Genomic DNA, 22,289 nt, shown 5'->3' on the forward strand with positions numbered 1-22,289 from the left:
AAATAATTTTATAAAGTTGCGATTTTCCCGCTCGCAATGACAGGACCCGTGGCTTTTCCTCCAGGTGCGCCGCCTTCGGGTTCAGGGGTGATTGCTAAAGTGCCGCCTGAACCGAGATATTGTCGCAAATCCGCAGGGACGATTATGGCGGTGGCTGATTTACTGCCGACAATGCCCAATGACCGAGCGGTTCCATCCGCAGGTATAATCCAGAGCTCTGGATAAAGATTACCGGTTTCGAGCGAAACGGGCGTAACAATCATACGACCGGTACTTGCGTCGTAACTTGCGGTCAAAGAGGCGGAGCCGGTTTCGCTACCCAAGGCAGCAATTAAAGGAGCTTGGGGCGCTGGTATCGGTCCGCTGTCGGGCCGTTGTAATAGCAAAATGCCCAATATGGCGGCAGCGCTGACCGATATGCCCGTCAGCGACCGCCAAAATAGCAATTTACCAGCGCCGACATCTTGATCCGTTGGCTGGGGTAAAGCGCTTTCTATGACGCGCCATATATGGGCAGAAGGGGTTTCTTCACCGCCCAGCATCGGGTGCAGGCGCAATCGCCATGCCTCAATCTCCGCGGCAAAACTGGAATCGGTTGCCATGCGTGCTTCGACCATTGCGGATGATGCTGCATCGAGGAGACCCAGCACATATTCGCCTGCCAGTGCAATATCATCTTCATGTAACTTAGTCATGACGCCCCTTCCATGCAGGTGCGTAATTTCATCAAGGCACGCCGTATTCGGCTTTTGATTGTGCCCAATGGTTCGCCCTCATGCGCGGCAAGATCGGCATAGGTCGCCCCGCCGATAAATGCGCTGCGGATGAAATGTGCATCACGACGATCAAGTCCGTCAATGCAGCCGTGAAGGAGATCATCTTCTCCTTTTGCGAGAAGTTGCGCATCGGCCAGAGGTGTTTGGTCTGCAATTTCCGCAGCCTCGTCGAGCGAGGCCAGTCCGGCTTTTCCTTTGGCACGCAAGCGGTCAATTGCACGGTTACGGGTGACGGTAACGAGCCAGCTTATCGGGCTTGCACGGCCGGCTTCGAAACTTGCCGCTCTGTTCCAGATTGTGATAAAGGCGTCTTGCAATGCTTCTTCCGCTTCATTTCTGTCGGAGAAGATACGAAGGCAAACCCCAAATAGTTTCGCTGACGTGGCTTTATACACGGTCTCAAAGGCTGATCTGTCGCCTTTTCCAGTGCGCAACAGTGCGTCGCTCAGCGCGGCCCGACGCGCTGCATCAAAATCTACCGTAACAGAATCTGTTGCCATTACCCGACGATATGACCGATCGAAGGGTGCGATGCAATTGGCCAATATCTTACCATGTTCCAAAATCTCCGGGTGGCTGGCTGGTTCGGCCATCGGCCCGCAAGGGTCGTTGCCAGCCATAACAAGTTCGTTTGATAAACGTAAGACAAGGCCAATCACCGGTGACTTCCCGCCTTTGCAAACGAAAACCGAGTTTTCTATACGCGCTGATAACTGCAGGGGCTTGGCTATCCAGCAATCCGGCGAGCATCAATGTTCCACCTTCTCCCAAAATATGTGCAAATGATGGGGCCAGTTCGATCAACGGCCCCGCCAAAATATTGGCAATCACAAGGTCATAGGGCGCGCGTTGTTGAATAAGGGGGTGATCTGTTCCGAGCGCAGAGCACAGAGCAATTTCGCCTTGTCTTGCGCCCAGCGGATATCCGTTCAATCGCGCATTGTCGGCAGTTACGTCAACACTTACGGGGTCGATATCTGACGCAGTAAGATAGGCGCGGGGCCACAGATGGCAGGCGGCAAAGGCCAGCAATCCGGTGCCTGTACCGATATCGGCGATCATTTCGTACCGTTTGCCCTGACGTTTTAGATTATCCAGCATCGCCAGGCATCCGCTGGTGGTTTCGTGACCACCGGTGCCAAAAGCGCGGCTTGCTTCAATATGAAATGGAACGGTGCCGTCCGGTATCTGGCCTTTGTTCGCTTCGGTATGGACATAGAAACGCCCTGCGCGCACGGGTTTCAAACCTTGTTGGCTCAAGACAACCCAATCTTCGTCGGGCAGTCTTGAAATTACTGCCGCTACACGAGCGGCGCTCGGTATTTTTGACTGTATCATCGCTATGGAATCCGCATTCGGCTCTTCGGGAAAATAAGCCTCTATCCGCCATTTGGCATCGTTGAATGCTTCAACCTCATCGGCAACTAAAGTTGGCACAGGGTCTAAAGACGCCAGCCATTCGTCATCTTCATGCAACGCTTCGGCTTCTTGCCGTGTGCAAGGCAGAGTAACCTTCCAATTACCGGACATAACTTGCTCCGTTCACATCAAGAACCGCTCCGGTCATTGATGGCGGGGCATCGACCGCGCAGAATTTTGCAATGGCCGCGACTTCTTCGGGGTCGGCGACTTTTCCAAGGGGAATATCCGCCAAAAGCTTTTCGCCGCCACGACTAGCCAAATAGTCTTCTGCCATTCCGGTCATGGTAAAGCCCGGGCAGATTGCAAAGGCCAGAATTCCGTCGGAAGCGTAGCCACGCGCAATGGTTTTTGTCATTGCAACCATGCCTGCCTTGGACGCGGCATAATGCCAATGCTCCGGGCTATCCCCGCGATAGGCGGCGCGGCTTGCAATATTGACAATACGACCGTGACGCTTTGTTTCTTTCCATTGGAGAACAGCCAAGCGGCAGAGCGCAGCGCTCGCCGTCAGGTTGATCTGCATGGTCCGGTTCCAACTCTCGAGCCAGTCCTTCTCGCCTGAATCAAGCGGGTTGGAGTCGAACACACCGGCATTGTTGATCAAGACGTCAACATGCCCGCCGAGCCTCTGAATTGCATCGTGCCAAAGTCGCGATGGCACCAGAGAGTCCGCCAAGTCGCCATCCCGCGTTGACAGGCCGACGACGTCGAATGCATCCGGATTAAAAGCATCGACGATAGCGGCACCAATTCCCCGCGAGGCACCTGTCACTAAAATTTTGATTTTCATGACCGCTGCTTTTTCACAACGGGACGAATAACTCAATGATACTTATCCAAGGCTGCCCGCAAATTTGCTGGCATTCAGTCGCAGCGACGTCAATTTGGAATTGACCTCGTTAAAGCCTTGCTCGAGGGCTGTAATTTCGGAGACGACATTTTCGGTGTCGGATCGAATGGCTGAAATGGTGTTGGACATTAAATCTGCGGCCAGTGCCGTTTCATCTACCGACGCTGTAATCATTGTTACGGTTTGCGCCTGATCTTCCATTGCATGGCGTATGCGTTCGGCAGAATGTTGCACTTCGCTGACAATGGAACGAATAGCAGTGTTGGATTCGACAGATGCTTTCGTTGCGTTCTGGATGGCCGATATTTTCTGGGCAATTTCATCAGTTGCCTGCGCTGTTTGATTGGCGAGGCTTTTTACTTCTTGTGCCACGACGGCAAATCCGCGTCCTGCATCACCTGCACGGGCCGCTTCGATGGTTGCATTAAGCGCGAGTAAATTGGTCTGCCCGGCAATTTCCCGGATCAATGCCAGAATGGAATCGATGGATTGCGATTGTTCAGACAACGTATCGGTTGCGATGACGCTTTGCGACGCCTGAGCCGCCGCACGGGTGGCAACATCGGACGCCGTTTCCACTTCGGTACGCGCATCCTCGATCGCGCGAATAAGGCCGGCGGCCGTCTGTGCGGCTTCGCGCATTGCGACCGCTGACTGCTCCGATGCCGCGGCAACTTCAGACGTTTTTGCCAACATACCGTGGGCCATTTGCGAGCTATTGGCCGCTTGATATTTCAGCATATTTGTTTGTTCGGAAATTGCAGAAGTAGCATTGCCAATGTCCGCTTCGAAATTTGCTGAATTGGCGGCCTTGGCTTCAAAAAAGCGCTTTTGTTCATATTCACGATAAATTACGGAAAATGTGGTCATTTCGATTGAGTTGAGTTTTGTCATCGTATCCACAAAAACCTGGATATCATCGATCGATAGTCCGGCCTGGCTAAGGATTTTGCCGACCGACCGGGCGTTTGCTGTTCCTGTTGCTGCTAAAACAGCGTCGAGTGGAATGCCTTTTTCAAAAGAGTCTACAATCAGCGCCTTGCTGATATTCAGCCACTTACGTTCCGCAAAGCGCGTAATTCGCATTTCCATGTAAGTCGATAACAAATCGCGAGACTTGTCATAAGCTTCACCAACCAGGTGAGGGCCAAAGACGGGCGAATTTTTCCAGTATGACCAATAGTCATCGCTAAGTTCCGAATAACGCCCGTCAAATATATCAGACAATTTTTTGCAATTGTCGGACAGGCAACCATCCTGATCATACGGAGCAATTATGGCTTCGATGTCCAGTCGATGCCCGGAATTATTTTGGTCCATTCATTCGCTCCATATCCACACTTTGCCAAATATTGCTGGCCTATGGGCTTTAATACACCCGAAATGGTTAACGGCGGGTTATGTATTCCTGTCTATCACAAAGAAGAATAGTGGTGTCAGAGGCCTTGCGCACAGCTACTAAAACATTAAAGAGCGACACATAATCGTGAATATGGGATCAATCCTAGCTATCTGAAGGACAGCAAGTCATGGGGCAAAAATCGACACGGCCATTGTCGCCGCATTTGCAAGTCTATCGCTGGTCGCCACAAATGGCGATTTCCATCTTTCATCGCGCCACCGGTTTCATTCTTGCTACTGCGGGCATGGTCACATTGTTGTGGTGGCTTTCGGCGATTGGTGGTGGCGAAGAAAGCTATGCCATTTTCCAGGAATATGTTGTCAATGCAGGCGAAGGGGCGACAACGTTCCAGACTGCGAGCAACTGGTTTTTCAGATTGGTTGCCCTCGCGGTGACGTTCAGTTTCTTTCAACATTTATTTTCTGGGTTGCGCCATTTCGTTCTTGATATGGGGGCCGGTTATGAACTGAAGTCCAACCGGACTTGGGCGTTGGCTGCATTTGCAGCAGCGTTTTTTGCAACTGCATTGGTTGCACTGGTCGTGGCATCACGCGTTATCGGAGTTTGAATGATGGGTAGCGGCACAAATATCGGCAAAGTTCGGGGGTTGGGTTCGGCCAAGCATGGCGGTTCGCACTGGATAAGCCAACGCACGACCGCGGTTGGCAACTTATTGCTCACAACCTGGCTCGTCGTTTCGTTATTGATCATGCCAAATTTTGATCAGGCCACTCTGGCACTCTGGCTTGCAAAGCCCTCGGTTGCCGTGCCGATGATCCTGATGCTGGTCAGTGTTTTTTGGCACGCACGTTTGGGTCTTCAAGTGCTTATCGAGGACTATGTCCATGACGACGCCTTGAAATTCGGTGCCATGACGTTGCTTAATTTCTATGTAGTTGGCGGAGCCGTCTTCGGCATTTTTACCGTCGCTAAACTTGCATTCACCGGAGCTCCCGCCTGATGTCAGACGCTTACAAGATTATTGACCACACCTATGACACCGTTGTTGTCGGCGCCGGCGGCTCTGGCCTGCGTGCCACTATGGGAAGCGCGGAAGCCGGTTTGAAAACGGCCTGCATTACGAAGGTTTTCCCGACACGTAGCCACACGGTAGCTGCACAAGGCGGCATCGCTGCCTCGCTCGGAAACAACAGTCCTGACCATTGGACATGGCATATGTACGACACCGTAAAGGGTTCGGACTGGCTGGGCGACCAAGACGCGATTGAATATATGGTGCGTGAGGCACCGGCCGCTGTTTATGAGCTGGAGCATGCTGGCGTTCCGTTTTCGCGGAACACGGACGGCACAATTTATCAACGCCCCTTCGGTGGCCACATGCAGAATATGGGCGAGGGGCCTCCCGTCCAGCGCACCTGCGCTGCTGCTGACCGTACAGGCCATGCTATGTTGCATGCCTTGTACCAGCAAAGCCTGAAATATGACGCAGACTTTTTCATCGAATATTTTGCGCTCGATCTGATCATGGAAGACGGCGAATGCCGGGGTGTGATTGCGCTGTGCATGGAAGACGGCAGTATTCACCGGTTCAAAAGCCATGCGGTAGTTCTCGCCACCGGCGGTTATGGTCGCGCCTATTTCTCGGCGACATCGGCGCATACCTGCACTGGCGATGGCGGCGGTATGGTGTTACGCGCGGGATTGCCTTTGCAGGATATGGAATTCGTGCAATTCCATCCGACCGGCATATATGGCGCGGGCGTACTGATTACCGAAGGCGCGCGCGGCGAGGGCGGCTATCTGACCAACAGCGAAGGTGAGCGCTTTATGGAGCGTTACGCGCCGTCGGCCAAGGATCTGGCGTCACGTGACGTGGTGAGCCGTTCGATGGCGCTTGAAATGCGCGAAGGACGCGGTGTCGGACCGGGCAAGGACCATATTTACCTGCATCTCGACCATATCGATCCCAAAGTGCTGGGTGAACGATTGCCGGGTATTACCGAAAGCGGAAAGATTTTCGCTGGCGTTGATTTGACGCGGCAACCGCTGCCAGTTTGCCCGACGGTGCATTATAATATGGGCGGAATTCCGTGCAATTATCATGGTCAGGTTGTGACCAAAAAGGATGGCAATGACGATGCGGTTGTCCCCGGACTCTATGCCGTGGGTGAGGCCGCTTGCGTTTCGGTTCATGGCGCGAACCGCTTGGGTTCCAACTCCCTGATCGACCTTGTCGTCTTCGGCCGTGCAACCGGCTTGCATCTGAAGGAAAGTTTGAAGCCTGGTGCATCACATCGCCCGCTTCCCAAGAGTGCAGCCGACCTGCCGCTGGCGCGCGTGGAAAAATTCCGCAATGCTAAGGGTGGTTCGCCGACCGCAAAAATCCGGTTGGAGATGCAGCAGACGATGCAAAAGCACGCCGCCGTTTTCCGCGATACCGAACTGCTCGCGGAAGGCGTCCAGTTGATGCAAAAGGTCAACAAGCAAATGGAAGACGTCGCTGTTACCGACCGCAGCTTGATCTGGAACACCGACCTCATCGAAACGCTCGAGCTCGACAATCTGATGGCACAGGCCGTCTGCACAATGGAGAGCGCAAACAACCGCAAGGAAAGCCGCGGTGCCCATGCACATGAAGATTTCCCTGACCGCGATGATGCGAACTGGATGAAGCATACGGCGTCGTGGTTTGACGGATGGGGTGGATCAGGTGGCAAGGTGACCCTCGATTACCGCGCAGTGCATGATTATACGCTGACGGATGAGGCGGAGTACATAAAGCCGAAGGCACGGGTATATTGAGCAAAGCTCGCGGCAGACTATTTTTCCAGCGTTTGGCGCGGGCGCTGCGCACGCAGGACTGGGTTGCTGCGGGAATTGAATTCACTCTTGTTGTATTAGGAGTGTTCCTAGGATTTCAGCTTACGCAGTGGAACGACGATAGGCAGAGTCGGGCGAGAGAGGTTTCATTGATGCTCAACGTCGCGCGCGATTTGCGTGACGATATGACCGAAATGGACGACAACATCCGGAACGCGTCATCCCGTATGGCATCCTTGGATCACCTTCTGCGATTGTCAGGAGGGTGGAATCCTCCCGCCGAATTCCCCTCCTCTCGGTTCATTATGAAAGTCGAACAGGCCCCCCCATTTAAACCCAATTCGGGTTACACGTTCGGGATTGAGACATTTGTTCTCGCGACTTACGACGGTAGCAGGTTCGCGTATAATGCGCTTATCAATGCCGACGGCCCCAATCTCGTCCGCGATCACGCGCGCCTAAGCGAGATTCAGAAATATTACGCGTCGGTTGACCAATTGCTTACGTTCGAACGAGGATTGGCGGAAAGCCGCTTTCGCGTTTTGGACTCCATGCAGGTGGAAGGACTGTCCGCAGTCGATGGGGCCTCATTCGAGAGAGTTGCGCTGATTTTAGGACGAAGTCCGGCATTGCGGGCTGCGATCGAGAACCATTGGTTCTATACTAACCGGCAAGTTATCGTGACACGCAGTTTGAGAACCGACGCCGCTAAATTAGTGAACAGGATTGAGGTCGAATATCAGCGGTGATCGTCGCTCATCAGAGTTCCGAGGATACCATGCGTAATTCTGCTTCAAAGCCGCTCCGAAAAATCCATCGCCTGGTGCAACACACGTACAATGTCTATCGCGTCGTCGGTAACGAGATAGAACACCATATGATGTCCGCAGCCCATCTGACGCAAGCCGACATATTTGCCGTCAAATTCCGCGAAGCGGAGCGGGAATTCGCGCAACGATTTGATCTGGTCGCGGAGATTGGCGCCATAGGCGGCGGCTTGTTCTTCACGCCATCGCTTGCGTGTATAGTGGGCAATTCCCCGCATATCCGCCGACGCCAATACGCGAAATTTTATTTGGCGCACTTGGGATCAAATTCTTCAATATACCACGTGTCGATGTCGAAGCTCCCATCTACTGGGCTTGCCAGCCCTGCATCCAAAGCTTCAATAAGTCTCGATTTGAAAGCCGCGCGTTCTTCGTGCAGGCGCAGAGCGTCGCGGATTACTTCACTGGTTGAGCCAAATTCGCCAGACTGCACCTTGCTACGGGCATAATCTGCGAAGTATTCGCCCAAGGCAATCGATGTGTTTTTTGCTACCATAAGACGGTACTACCAATATTTGGTAATTTGTCAATTATGGCTGTGGAAAACCTCCGCAGCAATTTCCAAACTGCGTTGTCGCTTTTCCGGGTCGAATATCGAGCAGGCGACGATAATCTCATCCGCCTTCGTCCGTTCGATAAACGCCGCAACGCCTGCCTTCACCGTATCCGCCGCACCAATCGCGCTGCACGACAGCACATTGTCCAGCATCGCCACGTGTGACGGCGGCAAGGATGCGCGGTAACCTTCGACCGGTGGCGGCATCTGGCGGGGGTTGCCGGTGCGGAGCGAGACGAAACTTTGTTGCATTGAACTGGCAAGATATTCTGCTTCCGCGTCGGTTTCGGCAGCGATGATGTTGAACGCCGCCATCGCGTATGGCGCGTCCAGTGCCGCGCTAGGCCGGAAATGGCTGCGGTAGATGTGCAGCGCTTCGTCGAGCATGTCGGGTGCGAAGTGGCTGGCAAAGGCGAAGGGCAGGCCGAGAGCACCGGCGACTTGTGCGCCATATAGGCTGCTGCCCAAGATGTAGAGCTGGACATTAGCGCCCGCACCGGGTGTGGCCACGATACCGGTCTGGCCATCATCTGCAAAATAGCTTTGCAACTCCATCACATCGCGCGGGAAGGCGTTGGGGTCGCTGTCGAGCGTGCGGCGGATTGCAGCTACGACGCGCTGGTCGCTGCCGGGGGCGCGGCCTAGTCCCAAGTCAATCCGTCCGGGGTAAAGAGCATCGAGCGTGCCGAACTGTTCGGCAATGACGAGCGGCGAATGATTGGGCAGCATGATGCCGCCCGAGCCAACACGGATCGTTTTCGTCGCGGCGGCAACGTGCCCGATAACGACGCTGGTCGCCGCGCTGGCGATGCCCCGCATCCCGTGATGTTCGGCAACCCAGTAACGTGTAAATCCAAGCTGTTCGCAATGTTTGGCGAGGTCTGCAGCATTGGCCAAGGCCATAGGCACCGTTCCGCCTTCAACAACGGGTACAAGATCCAGAAGGGAAAATTTGGTCATGACGTCTACATGGTTATCCCAACGGATAAAGCCAAGCGCAATCGACTATCCCATGCGGGCGTGCCATAGGCCTTGGATGATGACCGCGTTTTACGTATCGTTTCTGATCACGGCATTGCTCATTGAGCTAACCCCGGGACCTAATATGGCTTGGTTGGCATTGACGAGTGCGAGCAAGGGACGCAAATCGGGGTTTGCGGCGGTGGCGGGTATCGCCTTGGGGCTCGCACTTTTGGGTGGTGCTTCCGTCTTTGGTTTGTCCCAACTTGCAATAAATTCACCCATTATATTCAGCTTTCTGCGCTATGCCGGTGTTGCGTATCTTCTTTGGCTGGCTTGGTCCACATGGACCGGTGACGACAAAGGGCGCGATAGCTTTGCAGATCATTGCGGATTGGTTGATTGGTTTAGGCACGGGGTGTTACTCAATCTGTTAAATCCCAAAGCTGCCATTTTTTTCGTTGCGGTCCTGCCTGCCTATATTGACCCTCAAGATTCAGTGGCCTCGCAAACAGTATTTCTCTCTTTGACCTATGTCGGGATAGCAACCGCCATTCATCTTATCATCGTTTTACTGGCAGGCTCGGCACATAACTGGCTGGCACGGGGAAACCGGCAATTCTTTATTCGACGAATTTTCGCGGTTATGATTGCCTTGATCGCAATTTGGTTTTTACGCAGCACGGCATGAGTAAAGGTGAGCAACGCAGAACACAGCTGTTGGTTAATCCGACGTTCATCGACTTATTCATAGACGAACCGTGCTATTTCGTAGATAAACCGATTTTCGGTGAAAGGAATGCATATCATGGCAACTGAAAGAAGTCCCGGCTGGAAGTTATTCTTTGCCGGAATCATTGGCCTTGTCCTCATCATTCCCTTGATGATGGTCTATGCGCTTTTATGGGATCGACAGGAGCAATCCAATATTGCACAAAATTCGATCGCAGCAGGTTGGGGCGGACCGCAAGTTGTAGTCGGCCCGGTTCTCGTTATCCCTTACACGACCAGTAATGTTGAAACGGTAAATGAAAATGGCCGGCAAACAACACGCACTGTTCAGATTAAAAAGGAATTGTTTCTTTCGCCTGAAACAAACGCAATAAAAACGGAATTAAAACCTGATCGGAAACGCAAATCGATTTACGAAAGTGTGCTGTTTATTGCCACGAACAGCGGAAACGCCCGTTTTGCCTTGCCGAATGATTTTGCGCGTTATGGCATTCCGCGTGAAAATATCGATTTTGCCGGCGCTGAACTTCGCTTCGGGGTATCGGATGCGCGCGGGTTACAAAAAGACAGCAGAGTCCAAGTTAACGGAGCAGCCCTGGGCTTGCAGCCCGGTAAGGGATTAGCTGCCTCCAATAATTCGGGCTTTTTCAGCTTTGTCGACTGGACAGGGGCTGCACCACTTGAAGTTAAATACAGCTTTGCAATTCGCGGCAACAAATCCCTGACAATGGTTCCTCGCGGGGGAGAAACGACATGGGATGTGAAGTCCAGTTGGCCGAGCCCCAGCTTTGCCGGTGATTTTCTTCCGGTCAGAAGAGAGGTAAAATCAACGGGATTTTCGTCGACTCATGCGGTTACCAATCTGGCATTAGGGCAAGCCATTGTGGCAACCGATGACAACGCGCCTCCATTGACTTCTGAACAATATGGCGCGGTCGCAGTGTCGTCTGCACGAGATATTCCGGCGGTTGGTGGCCCGAGCCAAGCTGCGACGATTGGCTTAATCGAGCCTGTGGACTTATACAGCCAAGTCGATCGTTCGGTGAAATATGGGTTTTTGTTCATAGGCTTCACTTTCCTTGCGTATCTGATGTTCGATATCATCGCCGGGGCCCGTGTGGCGGCGGCTGAGTATCTTTTGACCGGGGCGGGGCTGGTGCTGTTTTTCGTGCTCCTTCTGGCCTTTGCCGAAGTGGTGGGCTTCTTGTGGGCCTATCTGATTGCTGCGGGCGCAATAACGGCTTTATTGACAGCGTATTCGGCGGCAGTGTTGAAAAGCTGGCTCCGCGCGCGGTTCATCGGTGGATTATTGGTGGGGCTTTACGCGACACTTTACGTGTTGCTCAATCTGGAAGCATATTCGCTTATAATAGGTTCTCTGCTGCTCTTTGTCGCTCTGGCCGTCGTTATGTGGGCCACGCGGGCCATCGACTGGGGCGCTCAGCGAAGCGCGCCGGAGACGGCTACCGCCAGCGCAGTTTAGTCGCGTTAAGTTGCGGGACGGATCGAACACCCATAAGTTTCATATCCCGTTCGATCTCGTCCCGTAATTTGCCAACAATGCGTTGAACGCCAGGTTCGCCGGCGGCTGCCAGTGCATATAAATACAAGCGTCCGCCGGAGCATGCCGTTGCTCCGGCGGCGATTGCTTTCAACACATGGCTGCCGCGACGAATTCCGCCGTCGCAGATGATGTCGATTTTTCCACCCACAGCGTCTGCAATTTCTGCAATCTGATCAAATGGCGAGCGTGAGCCGTCCAATTGGCGTCCCCCATGATTGGAGATCATGATCGCCGTAGCCCCGATATCGACAGCACGTTTGGCATCGTCGACTGACATGATGCCTTTCAGGCAAAATTGACCGCCCCAGTCCGCTCGCACCTTTTCGGCCATGGCCCAGTCCATGGATGTATCAAGCATGGTGTTAAAATATTCTGCAACTGACACGGCTACGTTGGTACCAGCATCGACATGGGTTTGAAGGTTGGGCAAGGCAAATTTCTGGCGGAATATGTAATTCAGCGCCCACATGGGATGGATCGCATAACTTAACACGGACGACGGTGTAAATCGCGGAGGTGACGTAAACCCACTGCGAAGGCATCGTTCGCGATTGCCTGAAACAATTGTATCGACCGTCAATGCAATGGCATCAAATTTGGACGCTTTGCAGCGTTCGATCATGGATGTATTTAAGCCTTTGTCCTTATGGATATAAAGCTGAAACATTTTTGGTGACGCTACGGTTTCGCCGATTTCTTCTATGCTTACGGTGGCAAGTGAAGATATCCCGAACCATGTGTTGAACTTTTGAGCCGTAGCTGCAACGGCCCGTTCGCCTTGCCAATGGAATAGCCTTTGTAACGCAGTAGGCGACAGCATCAAAGGCATGGATATGCGCTCACCCATTACCATCACGCTCATATCAATTTCAGAAACACCGGCCAAAACGTCGGGGACCAAATCGCAGTCGTCAAAAGCCGATGTGTTGCGGTCTTTAGTACGCTCGTCGTCGGCCGCACCATCAATATAATTAAATATAGGAGAGGGAAGGCGACGTTTGGCAAGACGACGAAAATCGTCGACGTTATTACAATCGGTTAATTTCATTTTGCCCCCAGTTCACTCATAACATTCTGGCGGTGACCCAAAATCGCTGCAACTGATATAGCTCATAGGCAGAAAGAGCCTCTGATGATGGTGTTAATCAAATTTTGCCTTGTAAATAGTTGCAGGATTCCGGATTTTTAGATTGAATTCCCCGCTTTAACGCTTCCATTCGCTGTTCGGAAGTTCCGTGCGTAAACATACTTTCCACGGGCGCGCGGCCAGCTTGTTTCATCAGGTTATCGTCGCCAATTGCGTTGGCGGCGCGCATTCCTTCTTCGATATCGCCTGGCTCGATGCGGTCGGCATTGATACCCGCCCAAACGCCAGCAAAACAATCGGCCTGCAACTCCATCCCAACCTGCAGCCTGTTTCCATCGGCTTGATCGGATCGCGCTTGCAATTTTCTTACCTGATCTGCGATCCCAACCAGATTTTGAATATGGTGCCCGACTTCATGGGCGATGACATATGCATATGCGAAATCGCCTCCAGCACCCATTTGCGTTTCCATCTGCTTGAAAAAGCTGGTGTCGAGATAAATACCTTCGTCCGAAGGGCAGTAAAATGGCCCCATTGCCGCCTGTGCTTCGCCGCAACCCGAACTGCCTCCGCCTTGATAAAAACTCAACTTTGCCGGGCGGTAGTTTTTAATTATCTGAGCCCAACTGTCTTCCGTCGATTTGAGCACCCGGCAGGCCAAAAGCTCTTCTTTTGTATCACATGGAATATTACCGGACGCCGGCTGTTCTTCGGAACGCGCCGCAGTATTGGGACTGCCTATGTTCAACAGGCCACTCGACATCAAAAAATATCCGGCCACGCCAATAATCAAAAGCGTTCCAGCCCCCATTTTGCGGCCCAAAAGCATAGGCAGGAAGCTTATTAACAGCCCGATCATTCCGCCGCCACCACCTCCAGAAATTCCGCCGCCGCCGGATCCTTGGTCACTAACATTATTGCTGGATTCCAGATCATCGAGCCGCATACGATTCTCCCTTATTGCCGCAGGCTAGCATTGCCGTTAGCGGTGGAAAGCGCAAGTAAACTTCCAAGTTGATGTAAAGGTGACCAATCATGTTCCTTCAAGGCAAAACAGCACTTATTACTGGTTCCACATCAGGGATTGGGCTGGGCTATGCCCGTGCCTTGGCCGCAGAGGGTGCGAAAGTGATGATCAATGGTTTTGGCGATACTGAAGGCATCAAAGAAAATGTTATCCACCTGCAACAGTTGAGCGGGACGGGTGCAGCTTACAGCGATGCGGACATGACAAAGCCTGACCAGATTCGTGCAATGATTGCTGATTGCAGTCGTGAACTCGGCAGCCCCGATATCTTGATCAACAATGCGGGTATCCAGCATGTCGCTCCCGTTGATGAATTTCCTGAAGACAAATGGGACGCGGTTCTGGCTATCATCTTGTCGTCCGCATTTCACACCACGAAGGCAGCATTACCCGCTATGAAAAAGGCCGGATGGGGACGTGTCATCAACACTGGATCGATGCACAGTCTTGTCGCAAGCCCCTATAAATCGGCCTATAATGCGGCGAAACATGGGTTGGCGGGCTTTACCAAAACTATCGCGCTTGAAGTGGCAACTCAGGGGATTACGGTCAATTGCATATGTCCTGGCTATGTGTGGACATCGTTGGTCGAAAATCAAATTCCCGACACGATGAAGGCACGGGGATTAACGCGGGAGCAGGTTATCAATGACGTGTTATTGGCCAATCAGCCGCAAAAGAAATTTGTGCAGGTTGATCAACTGGCGGCACTTGCGTTGTTCCTTTGTCGCGATGAAGCAAGTGCAATTACTGGAACGAACTTATCCGTCGACGGTGGCTGGACTGCTCAATAATAAAGTATTTGTCTGAATAGACCTGAATTAAGTCCAAATTTTATTGCCCGTTTAGTGCCGGATCAAAATTGCCGGTCGCTGACTGTGGGACGTTATATTGGGGAGCCGCATAGGATTGCTGCGGAACCTGACCATAATATTGTGGCGCATTCGGAATCTGCTCTTGGGGGATTTGAACCTCATTTTGAAGCGATTGCTGGTTGCTGCTGCCATAGGGATTGCCATCAATTACGGGCACACCAATTGCGAGAATATCCTCTCCATCTTCTTCAGGAGAGCCTTCGTCAGTTACCTCGTCGGGGTTCGGTAAAGCTGCATTTTCGGCGACCGGAGTCGCAGGAGTTGGGGCAGGTGCGGCCTGCGCGACCGCGACCGGCGGCTCTTCGAACGTAAGGCTAGAGGTCACAAAGGTGATCAGCCCGGCAACACCAAGCACGCCCAATAGCAATTTCAAGATGTTGTCCATACTCGATCCCGACCTGTTTCAAGCGCTCGTGTTAGCGCAAGCCTGTTAATAATATATTAGCGATGCATACACTCCGGATGAAAAAGGCCGCCGACATCTCTGTCGGCGGCTTAGGCGTTTTCCTCCCCAGGAAACCTGTAAGTTAAGGGCGCGCGGTTACTTGCCGCCTGCGCTGCCTAACCTGTGGTAAAGCCTCGCAAATTTCACCGATTCCGGCTTGTCTTTGATAGCTTCCAGATAAAAGACCAACGCTTGACGCAACAAGGTCAGATCTTCGGTTGAAAGCACTGCTCTTGCACGTTGTGGTTCGCTCATCTGAATTCTCCCAATATCAAGCGGCGTTGGCGAATTGGTTCATGGTGTTGTCTTTGCCACCCGCTTTTAGCGCGGCTTCACCGGCAAAATATTCTTTGTGATCGTCACCAATGTCTGATCCGGACATATTCTGGTGCTTGACGCAGGCGATGCCCTGGCGGATTTCCTTGCGTTGAACGCCTGCAACATAGCCGAGCATGCCCATTTCGCCGAAATAATCCTTGGCCAGATTGTCGGTGCTGAGCGCCGCGGTGTGATATGTCGGCAAGGTGATCAGATGGTGGAAGATACCGGCACGCTTTGCCGAATCCCGCTGGAAGTTCTGAATACGGTTATCCGCCTCTTCGCCCAGTACGGTTTCGTCGTAGGATGCGCTCATCAAATTGGCGCGGTCATAGGCCGAAACATCCTTACCTTCGGCGCTCCAGGCGTCGAATACCTGCTGACGGAAATTCAACGTCCAGTTGAAGCTAGGCGAGTTGTTATAGGCCAGTTTTGCATTGGGAACGACTTCGCGAATACGGTCAACCATGCCTGCAATCTGTTCGATATGGGGTTTTTCCGTCTCGATCCAGATCAGATCAGCGCCATTTTGCAGGCTGGTGATGCAATCCAGAACGCAGCGGTCTTCGCCGGTGCCAGACCGGAACTGGAACAGGTTCGATGGCAAACGCTTTGGACGGAGCAACTTTCCATTTCTGTTCAAAATAACATCGCCATTTTGTGCGGTCGCGGGATCGATTTCTTCGCAATCGAGGAAGCTGTTGTACAAATCACCCAAATCACCCGCTTCTTTTGAAACAGCGATTTGCTTTGTCAAGCCAGCGCCCAACGAGTCGGTGCGGGCCACGATGATGCCATCGGGCACACCCAATTCGAGGAAAGCGTAACGGCAAGCGCGGATTTTCTGCAAGAAATCTTCGTGGGGCACGGTGACTTTACCATCCTGGTGGCCACACTGCTTTTCGTCCGACACCTGATTTTCGATTTGCAGGGCACAGGCGCCCGCCTCGATCATCTTCTTGGCGAGCAAATAGGTTGCTTCTGCGTTGCCAAAGCCTGCGTCAATGTCTGCGATGATTGGAACGACATGGGTTTCAAAGCCCTCAATCTTGGCAAGCAACTCGGTTTCGCGCGCCGCATCGCCGGTTTCACGGGCTTTGTCGAGGTCACGGAACAAGATGTTGAGTTCACGGCTGTCGGCTTGGCGCAAGAAGGTGTAGAGTTCTTCGATCAGCGCAGGAACACTGGTTTTTTCGTGCATCGACTGGTCGGGCAGGGGACCGAATTCGCTGCGGAGGGCCGCGATCATCCATCCCGACAGATACAGATAGCGTTGTTTGGTCGTGCCAAAATGTTTTTTCACGGCAATCATCTTTTGCTGCGCAATAAACCCGTGCCAGCAGCCGAGCGACTGCGTGTAATAAGCGGGATCTGCATCATAAGCTGCCATGTCCTGCCGCATTATATTGGCGGTGTAGCGGGCAATATCAAGGCCGGTTTGAAAGCGGTTCTGCAGCTGCATTCTGGCGACGGATTCGGGGCTGATTGAATCCCAGGTTCCATTTTGCGCTGCGATCAGCTTGCTGGTTTGTTCTATCTGTTCTTTGTACGACATTTACAATTCCTTCGAGGTTGTTAACTCGGCTGAAGCTTGGGGTAGCATAAAATGCCGGAAAAAGCGAGTCTGGATTGTAATATTTGTTGTGTGTGCGTCGCACAAAATAAGATTAACGTTGTAATGTTGTAAATAATGTGACAAATGCCTTCCTATGTCCGAGCAAAAGCTTTTTGCGGGCCACGCCGTCCGCCGTATCCGCAGGGCCAATGGCCTGACCCAGGCCGCAATGGCCGAAGCACTGGATGTTTCGCCCTCTTATCTGAACCTGATTGAGCGCAACCAGCGTCCGTTGACGGCATCCTTGCTGCTCAAACTGGCCGAACGCTATGATTTTGACCCGCGCACCCTGACCGGATCCACACCGGGTGGCGGGGTGGAGGCCATTCGCCGCCGGTTATCCGACCCGATGTTCGCCGACCTTAATATCGAACGGGTCCAGATCGAAGACTGGATCGCCGCCAGCCCCGACGCCGCCGAAGCCTTCGCCCGCGCATTTGATCGGATATCAGGCGGTTCGCATGGCAGCAGCGGCGAGAGCAGTGCTGCACGTGGTTCGACCATAGAACCCGAAGCCATCGCATCGGCACGGCGCGAGATCGAACGGTGGCGTAACCATTTTGCCGACCTTGATGTCGCGGCCGAAAAGCTGGCCGATGAATTGCGCCTCGCCAATGCCGATCTTTATGGTGCGATTACCGAACGGTTGCGGGTCAAGCATCAACTCAGCATCCGTATCCTGCCCTTTGACGTCATGCCCGGCCATTTGAGAAAGCTGGATCTTCATGCTCGCCAGCTTCAGCTTTCCGAACTGCTTGATCCGGCTAGCCGCACCTTTGCCGCCGCGTTCCAGCTCGCGTTGATCGAGGCAAAGGCCGAAATCGATGCACTGGTGGCAGGGGCCAGCTTTGCCGAACGCGCAGGAGAACGGTTGTACCGCCGCCATTTGACCAGCTATTTCGCCGCCGCTGTCATGATGCCTTATGCCCGTTTCCTGCGTGCGTGCGAGGCAACCGGCTATGACATCGTCCTGTTGCAACGCCGCTTTGGTGCAGGCTTTGAACAAGTTGCCCACCGGCTGACGACGTTGCAGCGCGTCGGCCAACGCGGCTTGCCTTTTTTCATGCTGCGGATTGATCGCGCTGGCCAAAGCAGCAAGCGTTTTGCCGGTGCCAGCGCATCGCCGCTCGTCGGGACGGAACGGCGTTGCCCCTTGTGGCAGGTGCATAATGTGTTTGCCCGCCCCGGCACGTTATTGCCGCATCTCGTCGAACTGGAAGACGGCGACCGATGGTTCACCTTGTCACGCACGGTACACCCGCAAACGGCGGTAAGCGGTTCGGTAGAAGCGGAATTTGCGATATGTCTGGGCCTGGATGCAAAACTGGCGGCACCTTTGGCAGCAGCCCGAGGCATTGACCTGAATGCAGGATCAGCAACCCCGATTGGCCTAGGCTGCCCCGCCTGCACCCGCGCCGAATGCCCCCAACGCAGCGCCCCGCCTGCGGGAAGGGTGCTGGTATTCAACGAGCGCGAACGAGGCTTGTCACCATTTTCTTTCGATATGGAGTGACAAGGATTTTTTCGTCAGAAGGAATAAGAAAGAAGGGGCGAGAGAAAAAGAGATCAATCCCCCTCCCGCTTGCGGGAGGGGTTAGGGGAGGGTGCGGGCCGCAGGCGCGCCTTGGGGCCTCACCGTCTCACCCTCCCCCAGCCCCTCCCGCAAGCGGGAGGGGAGTAATCTAACATACCCCACACCCTTACCGTCACCCTGAACTTGTTTCAGGGTCTATTTGTCAGTCACTTCCTGCCCTGTCGTGGCCCGCTAAACAGGGCCGCGGGGGTGGGTTTTCATTCACACGATGGATACCGCTGTACGATGGACCCTGAAACAAGTTCAGGGTGACGGGTGAGTGGGATTTGATGGGGAGTCGGATTGAAGGTGAAGGGAGGGATGCAGCAGCGCCCCCACCTAAAATCCCAAAAACTCCCTGATCCGTTCCAGCACGACTTCCATTGCGGGTTCCTGCGCGCGTAATATGTGGTTGTCGGTGTCCAGCGTCACGAGAGATGCCCCTTTGATCGTGGATGCCAGTTCGATCGCATGCTCCATACCGACACGTTTGTCGCCACGGGCATGAAAGATAAGGGTCGGAACATTTAGGTCAGGCAAGCGGTGGCGGACATCAAGGCGGCTGAATATTTCAAGAAAGGCGACGGCGTTGGATGGGGAAACGGTCTGCCGCTGGAAATCGTTAAACCATTCCAATTCCGCAGGTGTCGCCGATGGGGTGAATGATTCCGAGAATATCTGGCGATATAATGGCGAATCCTTGCCCCATCCGTTTTTTACGAGCGTCATAACGGCTTCCCGTTCGGCAGCGTCCTCGGCATCGGCCCAATGACGCCATCCGCTGCTATAACAACCCAGCAATATCAGATGCGATACCCTGTCGGGATGACGTGCGGCATATTCGATACTGACCGCTGCACCTTGTGAAAGCCCGAAAAGCGGAAAGCGTTTTAGCCCCAAAGAATCGACGACCGCTTCAAGGTCGCTGACCAACGTTTCAAATGACAGGTCATTGACGTCCCAATCTGACAGGCCATTGGCCCTTTCATCATAGCGCACCAGTTGAAAGTTTTCGGACAAGCCACCAACCATTCGGCCCCATAATGGGCTGCCCCAGTCCAGCTCCAAATGGTTCAACCAATTGGCTGTTTTGACCATCACGGGGCCGGAACCGGTAACGGCATAGGCTATGCGCGTGCCGTCTTGGGCAAAACAATATTGGATTTTTTGATGTGCCACCGGCTGAACTTCGGCAGGGAAGTCGTTCCCAAGGGAAAGCGCGGCAGCAGCAAAGCGTTTGCGTTCGGCATCCGAATATCGCCCGTTACGGGCCGCTTCATCCAGCCTGCGCGCGCGTTTTTTGTCAATTGCCGCGCGTTCGGCACCCAGCCACAATGAATATTCATCTAGTCCGGGTAAATCGATTCCCGGTAACGGCGATTCCAAGGCCTGTTCGGCATCAAGATGATCGATATCGAGATTGAACCCGGCAGCATCCAGCGACACCCGTTCGCGATCCGCATCAAGGCGATGGGCGTCTTTGCCGAGCATTATCCGCAATTTGGATAGCGACCATCGCAATGCGGCACGCGGGTCATCGGGAATGTCGAAGAAAATCTCGCATAGCCGTTCCCGACGCACCGGCTTGGCGTTAAGCAAAAGATAGATAAACAATGCGCGTGTTTTGCGCGATGCAGGTAATTCCAAAGGCTCACCGCCGCGGAATAACGCTATTTCACCGAGCAGGTTAGCATGGATTTGCAAACCAAGCGGCAAATAAATCTCCTTTGCTCCAAATTCATACGGTAAATTATAAAATTACAACGCTGGTTCAAACGGTGAAACAAACGGTCGTTGCAGAAAGGGTAATATAGGGCGTGAGCTATGTAAAGGAGCGACTCATGTATAACAAGCTTAACGGATTGGATCGGCAGGACGCCATCTGCAAACAAGATTTGATTGACAGACAAGGCATGGAAAAAAGCGCCCGTCTGGATGGCAATTATTCTTATGATTATATTGCCGATGAAAATAATCGCACCGCTGTAATGGCATTGGAAGATCATATTATGCGACTTGAACCCGGACTTGTAAACAGACTGGAGCGCGGGATTGATGTTGCCGACATCAACTGCGGCACTGGTCAGGCGATCAATCAATTGGCCAAACTTTATCCCAACAGTCGCTTCACCGGCTTTGATGCCTGTGCCGAAGACATTATCGTCGCCAAAATGGAAGCGGACGAAATGGGCCTGAGCAACATTCGCTTTGAAGCTGTGGATCCAGCAACATTGGGAAGCGAAGTGGTTTTTGACTTTATATTGCCGTCGACACGCTACATGATCCGGCGTTTTGAATGGCAACAGGTCCACAATTTGATGAAGATCAACGCCTCGAACTGAGCCTAATCTTTGGCGAAGTTTCTGACGTTCTGGCTGGTTCCTCGCGGCAAAATCATGACTTCATTGCCGTTTGCCACGATAATCAGGTCGCTGACCCCGTGCACAGAAACCCGTATGCCGTCGGCATGGATCAGATTTCCGTTGCTATCGTTGATCCGGACCACGCCCGACAAGGCGTTGCCGTTTTCATCCTTGGTCCTGATTTCATGCAAGGAATCCCAACTGCCGACGTCGGACCACCCCATGCTGACAGGGGCGACGGCGACCTGGTCCGCTTTTTCCATAACGGCATAATCGATGCTGTCTGACGGGCATTTTTCAAAAGCAGCCAATTGTGGTGTAATACAGCATCCATGTGTATCGGCGGCTTTCATTGCGATATTTGCAGCTTCAACCATGTCCGGTGAAAACCTTGCCAATTCACCCAGGAAAATATCTGCACGGAACAAAAATATGCCGCCATTCCAGACATGGTCCCCGCTGGCGATCATTTCGGCAGCACGTGTACTGTCGGGTTTTTCGACAAAGCGCTTGACAGAGAATACGCCCTGAGCCTGTTCGGTTTCCATCTGGATATAGCCATAGCCCGTTTCCGGACCCGTCGGGCTGATGCCATAAGTTGCAAGCCACCCCTGATTAACGATAGGTAACAGCGCATCTGTTGCCGCATGGAATGCATCAAGATCGTGGATGACATGGTCGCTTGGCATGACGAGCATCGCGCCTTGCGGATCGCGCATGGCCAATGCTGCCAACGCAATTGCCGGAGCCGTATTGCGGGCGCAAGGTTCCAATAATATCACCGCGTCATCGACACCAATTTCGCGCAATTGGGCCTCGACAATTTCAGCATGGGCCTCGTTGGCAACAATAATCGGCGCAGCAAAGCGGCTGCGGTCTGTTACGCGCAACGCAGTCAGCTGAAACATCGTGTGCTCACCGGTCAGCGCCAGAAACTGCTTTGGCGTTTTTGGTGTGGACATCGGCCACAATCTCGTGCCTCCGCCGCCGGACAAGATTACAGGCGTAATAGTCACCGTTTTCCCCAATACAGATGTTGTTCAATCCGTGCGCTTAATACTTCCGAAATAGTCACCGTCAAACATCAAAAAAAAGAAATATTCCAGAATGTTGTAA

At 53.1% G+C, this 22,289-nt stretch carries 24 protein-coding genes; 9 read left to right on the forward strand and 15 right to left on the reverse strand.

Annotated elements, in window-relative coordinates:
• Positions 1–8 precede the first annotated feature (8 nt).
• The 5 genes from ACKVOS_RS02250 to ACKVOS_RS02270 are packed head-to-tail and all read right to left on the reverse strand — an operon-like array spanning position 9 to position 4,368.
• Positions 9–695, reverse strand: coding sequence for an anti-sigma factor domain-containing protein (locus ACKVOS_RS02250; RefSeq protein WP_409210392.1), 687 nt, complete (start codon positions 693–695; stop codon positions 9–11).
• Positions 692–1,396 carry a sigma-70 family RNA polymerase sigma factor gene (locus ACKVOS_RS02255; protein ID WP_409210393.1) on the reverse strand — a complete coding sequence of 235 codons (705 nt, stop codon included), beginning with the start codon at positions 1,394–1,396 and terminating at the stop codon, positions 692–694. The genes ACKVOS_RS02250 and ACKVOS_RS02255 overlap by 4 nt, the downstream gene beginning before the upstream one ends.
• Complete coding sequence (locus ACKVOS_RS02260; protein WP_409210394.1) at positions 1,326–2,306, reverse strand: 50S ribosomal protein L11 methyltransferase; 981 nt, start codon at positions 2,304–2,306, stop codon at positions 1,326–1,328. Before ACKVOS_RS02260 ends, ACKVOS_RS02255 begins: the two co-directional genes overlap by 71 nt.
• The gene (locus ACKVOS_RS02265; RefSeq protein ID WP_409210395.1) at positions 2,296–2,988 is read right to left on the reverse strand and encodes an SDR family NAD(P)-dependent oxidoreductase; all 693 of its coding nucleotides are present in this window, start codon (positions 2,986–2,988) and stop codon (positions 2,296–2,298) included. The genes ACKVOS_RS02260 and ACKVOS_RS02265 overlap by 11 nt, the downstream gene beginning before the upstream one ends.
• A 42-nt stretch (positions 2,989–3,030) precedes the next feature.
• Positions 3,031–4,368, reverse strand: coding sequence for a methyl-accepting chemotaxis protein (locus ACKVOS_RS02270; protein WP_409210396.1), 1,338 nt, complete (start codon positions 4,366–4,368; stop codon positions 3,031–3,033).
• Positions 4,369–4,577: 209 nt separating this feature from the next.
• Between ACKVOS_RS02270 and sdhC the strand changes: the two genes are divergently transcribed.
• The 4 genes from sdhC to ACKVOS_RS02290 are packed head-to-tail and all read left to right on the forward strand — an operon-like array spanning position 4,578 to position 7,980.
• Complete coding sequence (gene sdhC, locus ACKVOS_RS02275) at positions 4,578–5,018, forward strand: succinate dehydrogenase, cytochrome b556 subunit (protein WP_409210397.1); 441 nt, start codon at positions 4,578–4,580, stop codon at positions 5,016–5,018.
• A gap of 3 nt (positions 5,019–5,021) precedes the next feature.
• Positions 5,022–5,411, forward strand: a complete 390-nt coding sequence (sdhD, locus tag ACKVOS_RS02280) for a succinate dehydrogenase, hydrophobic membrane anchor protein (RefSeq protein WP_409210447.1) — start codon at positions 5,022–5,024, stop codon at positions 5,409–5,411.
• On the forward strand, positions 5,411–7,213 hold the full coding sequence (sdhA, locus tag ACKVOS_RS02285; protein ID WP_409210398.1) for a succinate dehydrogenase flavoprotein subunit: 1,803 nt from the start codon (positions 5,411–5,413) through the stop codon (positions 7,211–7,213). Before sdhD ends, sdhA begins: the two co-directional genes overlap by 1 nt.
• A complete protein-coding gene (locus ACKVOS_RS02290; protein WP_409210399.1) occupies positions 7,210–7,980 on the forward strand; it encodes a hypothetical protein in 771 nt (256 codons plus the stop codon). The genes sdhA and ACKVOS_RS02290 overlap by 4 nt, the downstream gene beginning before the upstream one ends.
• A 44-nt stretch (positions 7,981–8,024) precedes the next feature.
• Here ACKVOS_RS02290 and ACKVOS_RS02295 read toward each other — a convergent pair whose 3' ends face one another.
• Genes ACKVOS_RS02295 through ACKVOS_RS02305 form a run of 3 tightly spaced genes read right to left on the reverse strand, consistent with a single transcriptional unit; the run spans position 8,025 to position 9,574 of the window.
• Positions 8,025–8,315: a type II toxin-antitoxin system RelE/ParE family toxin gene (locus ACKVOS_RS02295; RefSeq protein WP_409210400.1), complete on the reverse strand. Its 291-nt coding sequence runs from the start codon at positions 8,313–8,315 to the stop codon at positions 8,025–8,027.
• Complete coding sequence (locus ACKVOS_RS02300; protein WP_409210401.1) at positions 8,303–8,554, reverse strand: type II toxin-antitoxin system ParD family antitoxin; 252 nt, start codon at positions 8,552–8,554, stop codon at positions 8,303–8,305. Before ACKVOS_RS02300 ends, ACKVOS_RS02295 begins: the two co-directional genes overlap by 13 nt.
• Before the next feature lie 30 nt (positions 8,555–8,584).
• Positions 8,585–9,574 (reverse strand): LLM class flavin-dependent oxidoreductase, encoded by a 990-nt coding sequence (locus tag ACKVOS_RS02305; RefSeq protein ID WP_409210402.1) that lies wholly within the window; start codon positions 9,572–9,574, stop codon positions 8,585–8,587.
• Between the two features lie 76 nt (positions 9,575–9,650).
• Here ACKVOS_RS02305 and ACKVOS_RS02310 point away from each other — a divergent pair, with 76 nt between their 5' ends.
• Both ACKVOS_RS02310 and creD read left to right on the forward strand, forming a co-directional pair.
• Positions 9,651–10,265, forward strand: coding sequence for a LysE family translocator (locus ACKVOS_RS02310; protein ID WP_409210403.1), 615 nt, complete (start codon positions 9,651–9,653; stop codon positions 10,263–10,265).
• Between the two features lie 117 nt (positions 10,266–10,382).
• Positions 10,383–11,789 (forward strand): cell envelope integrity protein CreD, encoded by a 1,407-nt coding sequence (gene creD / locus ACKVOS_RS02315; RefSeq protein WP_409210404.1) that lies wholly within the window; start codon positions 10,383–10,385, stop codon positions 11,787–11,789.
• Here creD and ACKVOS_RS02320 read toward each other — a convergent pair.
• Entirely contained in the window at positions 11,770–12,918 is a 1,149-nt protein-coding gene (locus ACKVOS_RS02320) for an alpha-hydroxy acid oxidase (RefSeq protein WP_409210405.1), read from the reverse strand. The two genes, creD and ACKVOS_RS02320, sit on opposite strands and share 20 nt — an antisense overlap.
• 97 nt (positions 12,919–13,015) lie before the next feature.
• Positions 13,016–13,903 (reverse strand): neutral zinc metallopeptidase, encoded by an 888-nt coding sequence (locus ACKVOS_RS02325; protein ID WP_409210406.1) that lies wholly within the window; start codon positions 13,901–13,903, stop codon positions 13,016–13,018.
• Positions 13,904–13,992: 89 nt separating this feature from the next.
• Here ACKVOS_RS02325 and ACKVOS_RS02330 point away from each other — a divergent pair, with 89 nt between their 5' ends.
• Entirely contained in the window at positions 13,993–14,778 is a 786-nt protein-coding gene (locus tag ACKVOS_RS02330) for a 3-hydroxybutyrate dehydrogenase (protein ID WP_409210407.1), read from the forward strand.
• Between the two features lie 40 nt (positions 14,779–14,818).
• On the opposite strand, the gene ACKVOS_RS02335 is transcribed toward ACKVOS_RS02330, so the two are convergent.
• The 3 genes from ACKVOS_RS02335 to ACKVOS_RS02345 all read right to left on the reverse strand — a co-directional run bounded on the left by ACKVOS_RS02335 (position 14,819) and on the right by ACKVOS_RS02345 (position 17,177).
• Entirely contained in the window at positions 14,819–15,244 is a 426-nt protein-coding gene (locus ACKVOS_RS02335; RefSeq protein ID WP_409210408.1) for a hypothetical protein, read from the reverse strand.
• Between the two features lie 156 nt (positions 15,245–15,400).
• The gene (locus ACKVOS_RS02340) at positions 15,401–15,559 is read right to left on the reverse strand and encodes a hypothetical protein (RefSeq protein ID WP_179956505.1); all 159 of its coding nucleotides are present in this window, start codon (positions 15,557–15,559) and stop codon (positions 15,401–15,403) included.
• A gap of 16 nt (positions 15,560–15,575) precedes the next feature.
• On the reverse strand, positions 15,576–17,177 hold the full coding sequence (locus ACKVOS_RS02345; protein WP_409210409.1) for an isocitrate lyase: 1,602 nt from the start codon (positions 17,175–17,177) through the stop codon (positions 15,576–15,578).
• 154 nt (positions 17,178–17,331) lie between these two features.
• On the opposite strand from ACKVOS_RS02345, the gene ACKVOS_RS02350 reads away from it, so the two are divergent.
• Positions 17,332–18,750, forward strand: a complete 1,419-nt coding sequence (locus tag ACKVOS_RS02350) for a short-chain fatty acyl-CoA regulator family protein (RefSeq protein ID WP_409210410.1) — start codon at positions 17,332–17,334, stop codon at positions 18,748–18,750.
• Positions 18,751–19,149: 399 nt separating this feature from the next.
• On the opposite strand, the gene ACKVOS_RS02355 is transcribed toward ACKVOS_RS02350, so the two are convergent.
• The gene (locus ACKVOS_RS02355) at positions 19,150–20,526 is read right to left on the reverse strand and encodes an alpha/beta fold hydrolase (RefSeq protein WP_409210411.1); all 1,377 of its coding nucleotides are present in this window, start codon (positions 20,524–20,526) and stop codon (positions 19,150–19,152) included.
• 125 nt (positions 20,527–20,651) lie between these two features.
• On the opposite strand from ACKVOS_RS02355, the gene ACKVOS_RS02360 reads away from it, so the two are divergent.
• The gene (locus ACKVOS_RS02360) at positions 20,652–21,152 is read left to right on the forward strand and encodes a class I SAM-dependent methyltransferase (RefSeq protein WP_409210412.1); all 501 of its coding nucleotides are present in this window, start codon (positions 20,652–20,654) and stop codon (positions 21,150–21,152) included.
• Between the two features lie 2 nt (positions 21,153–21,154).
• Here the strand turns inward: ACKVOS_RS02360 and ACKVOS_RS02365 are convergent, their stop codons facing one another.
• Positions 21,155–22,189 carry a mannose-1-phosphate guanylyltransferase/mannose-6-phosphate isomerase gene (locus ACKVOS_RS02365; RefSeq protein ID WP_409210413.1) on the reverse strand — a complete coding sequence of 345 codons (1,035 nt, stop codon included), beginning with the start codon at positions 22,187–22,189 and terminating at the stop codon, positions 21,155–21,157.
• Positions 22,190–22,289 lie beyond the last annotated feature (100 nt).

It is taken from the genome of Sphingorhabdus sp., assembly GCF_046154385.1.
Lineage (GTDB): Bacteria > Pseudomonadota > Alphaproteobacteria > Sphingomonadales > Sphingomonadaceae > Sphingorhabdus_B.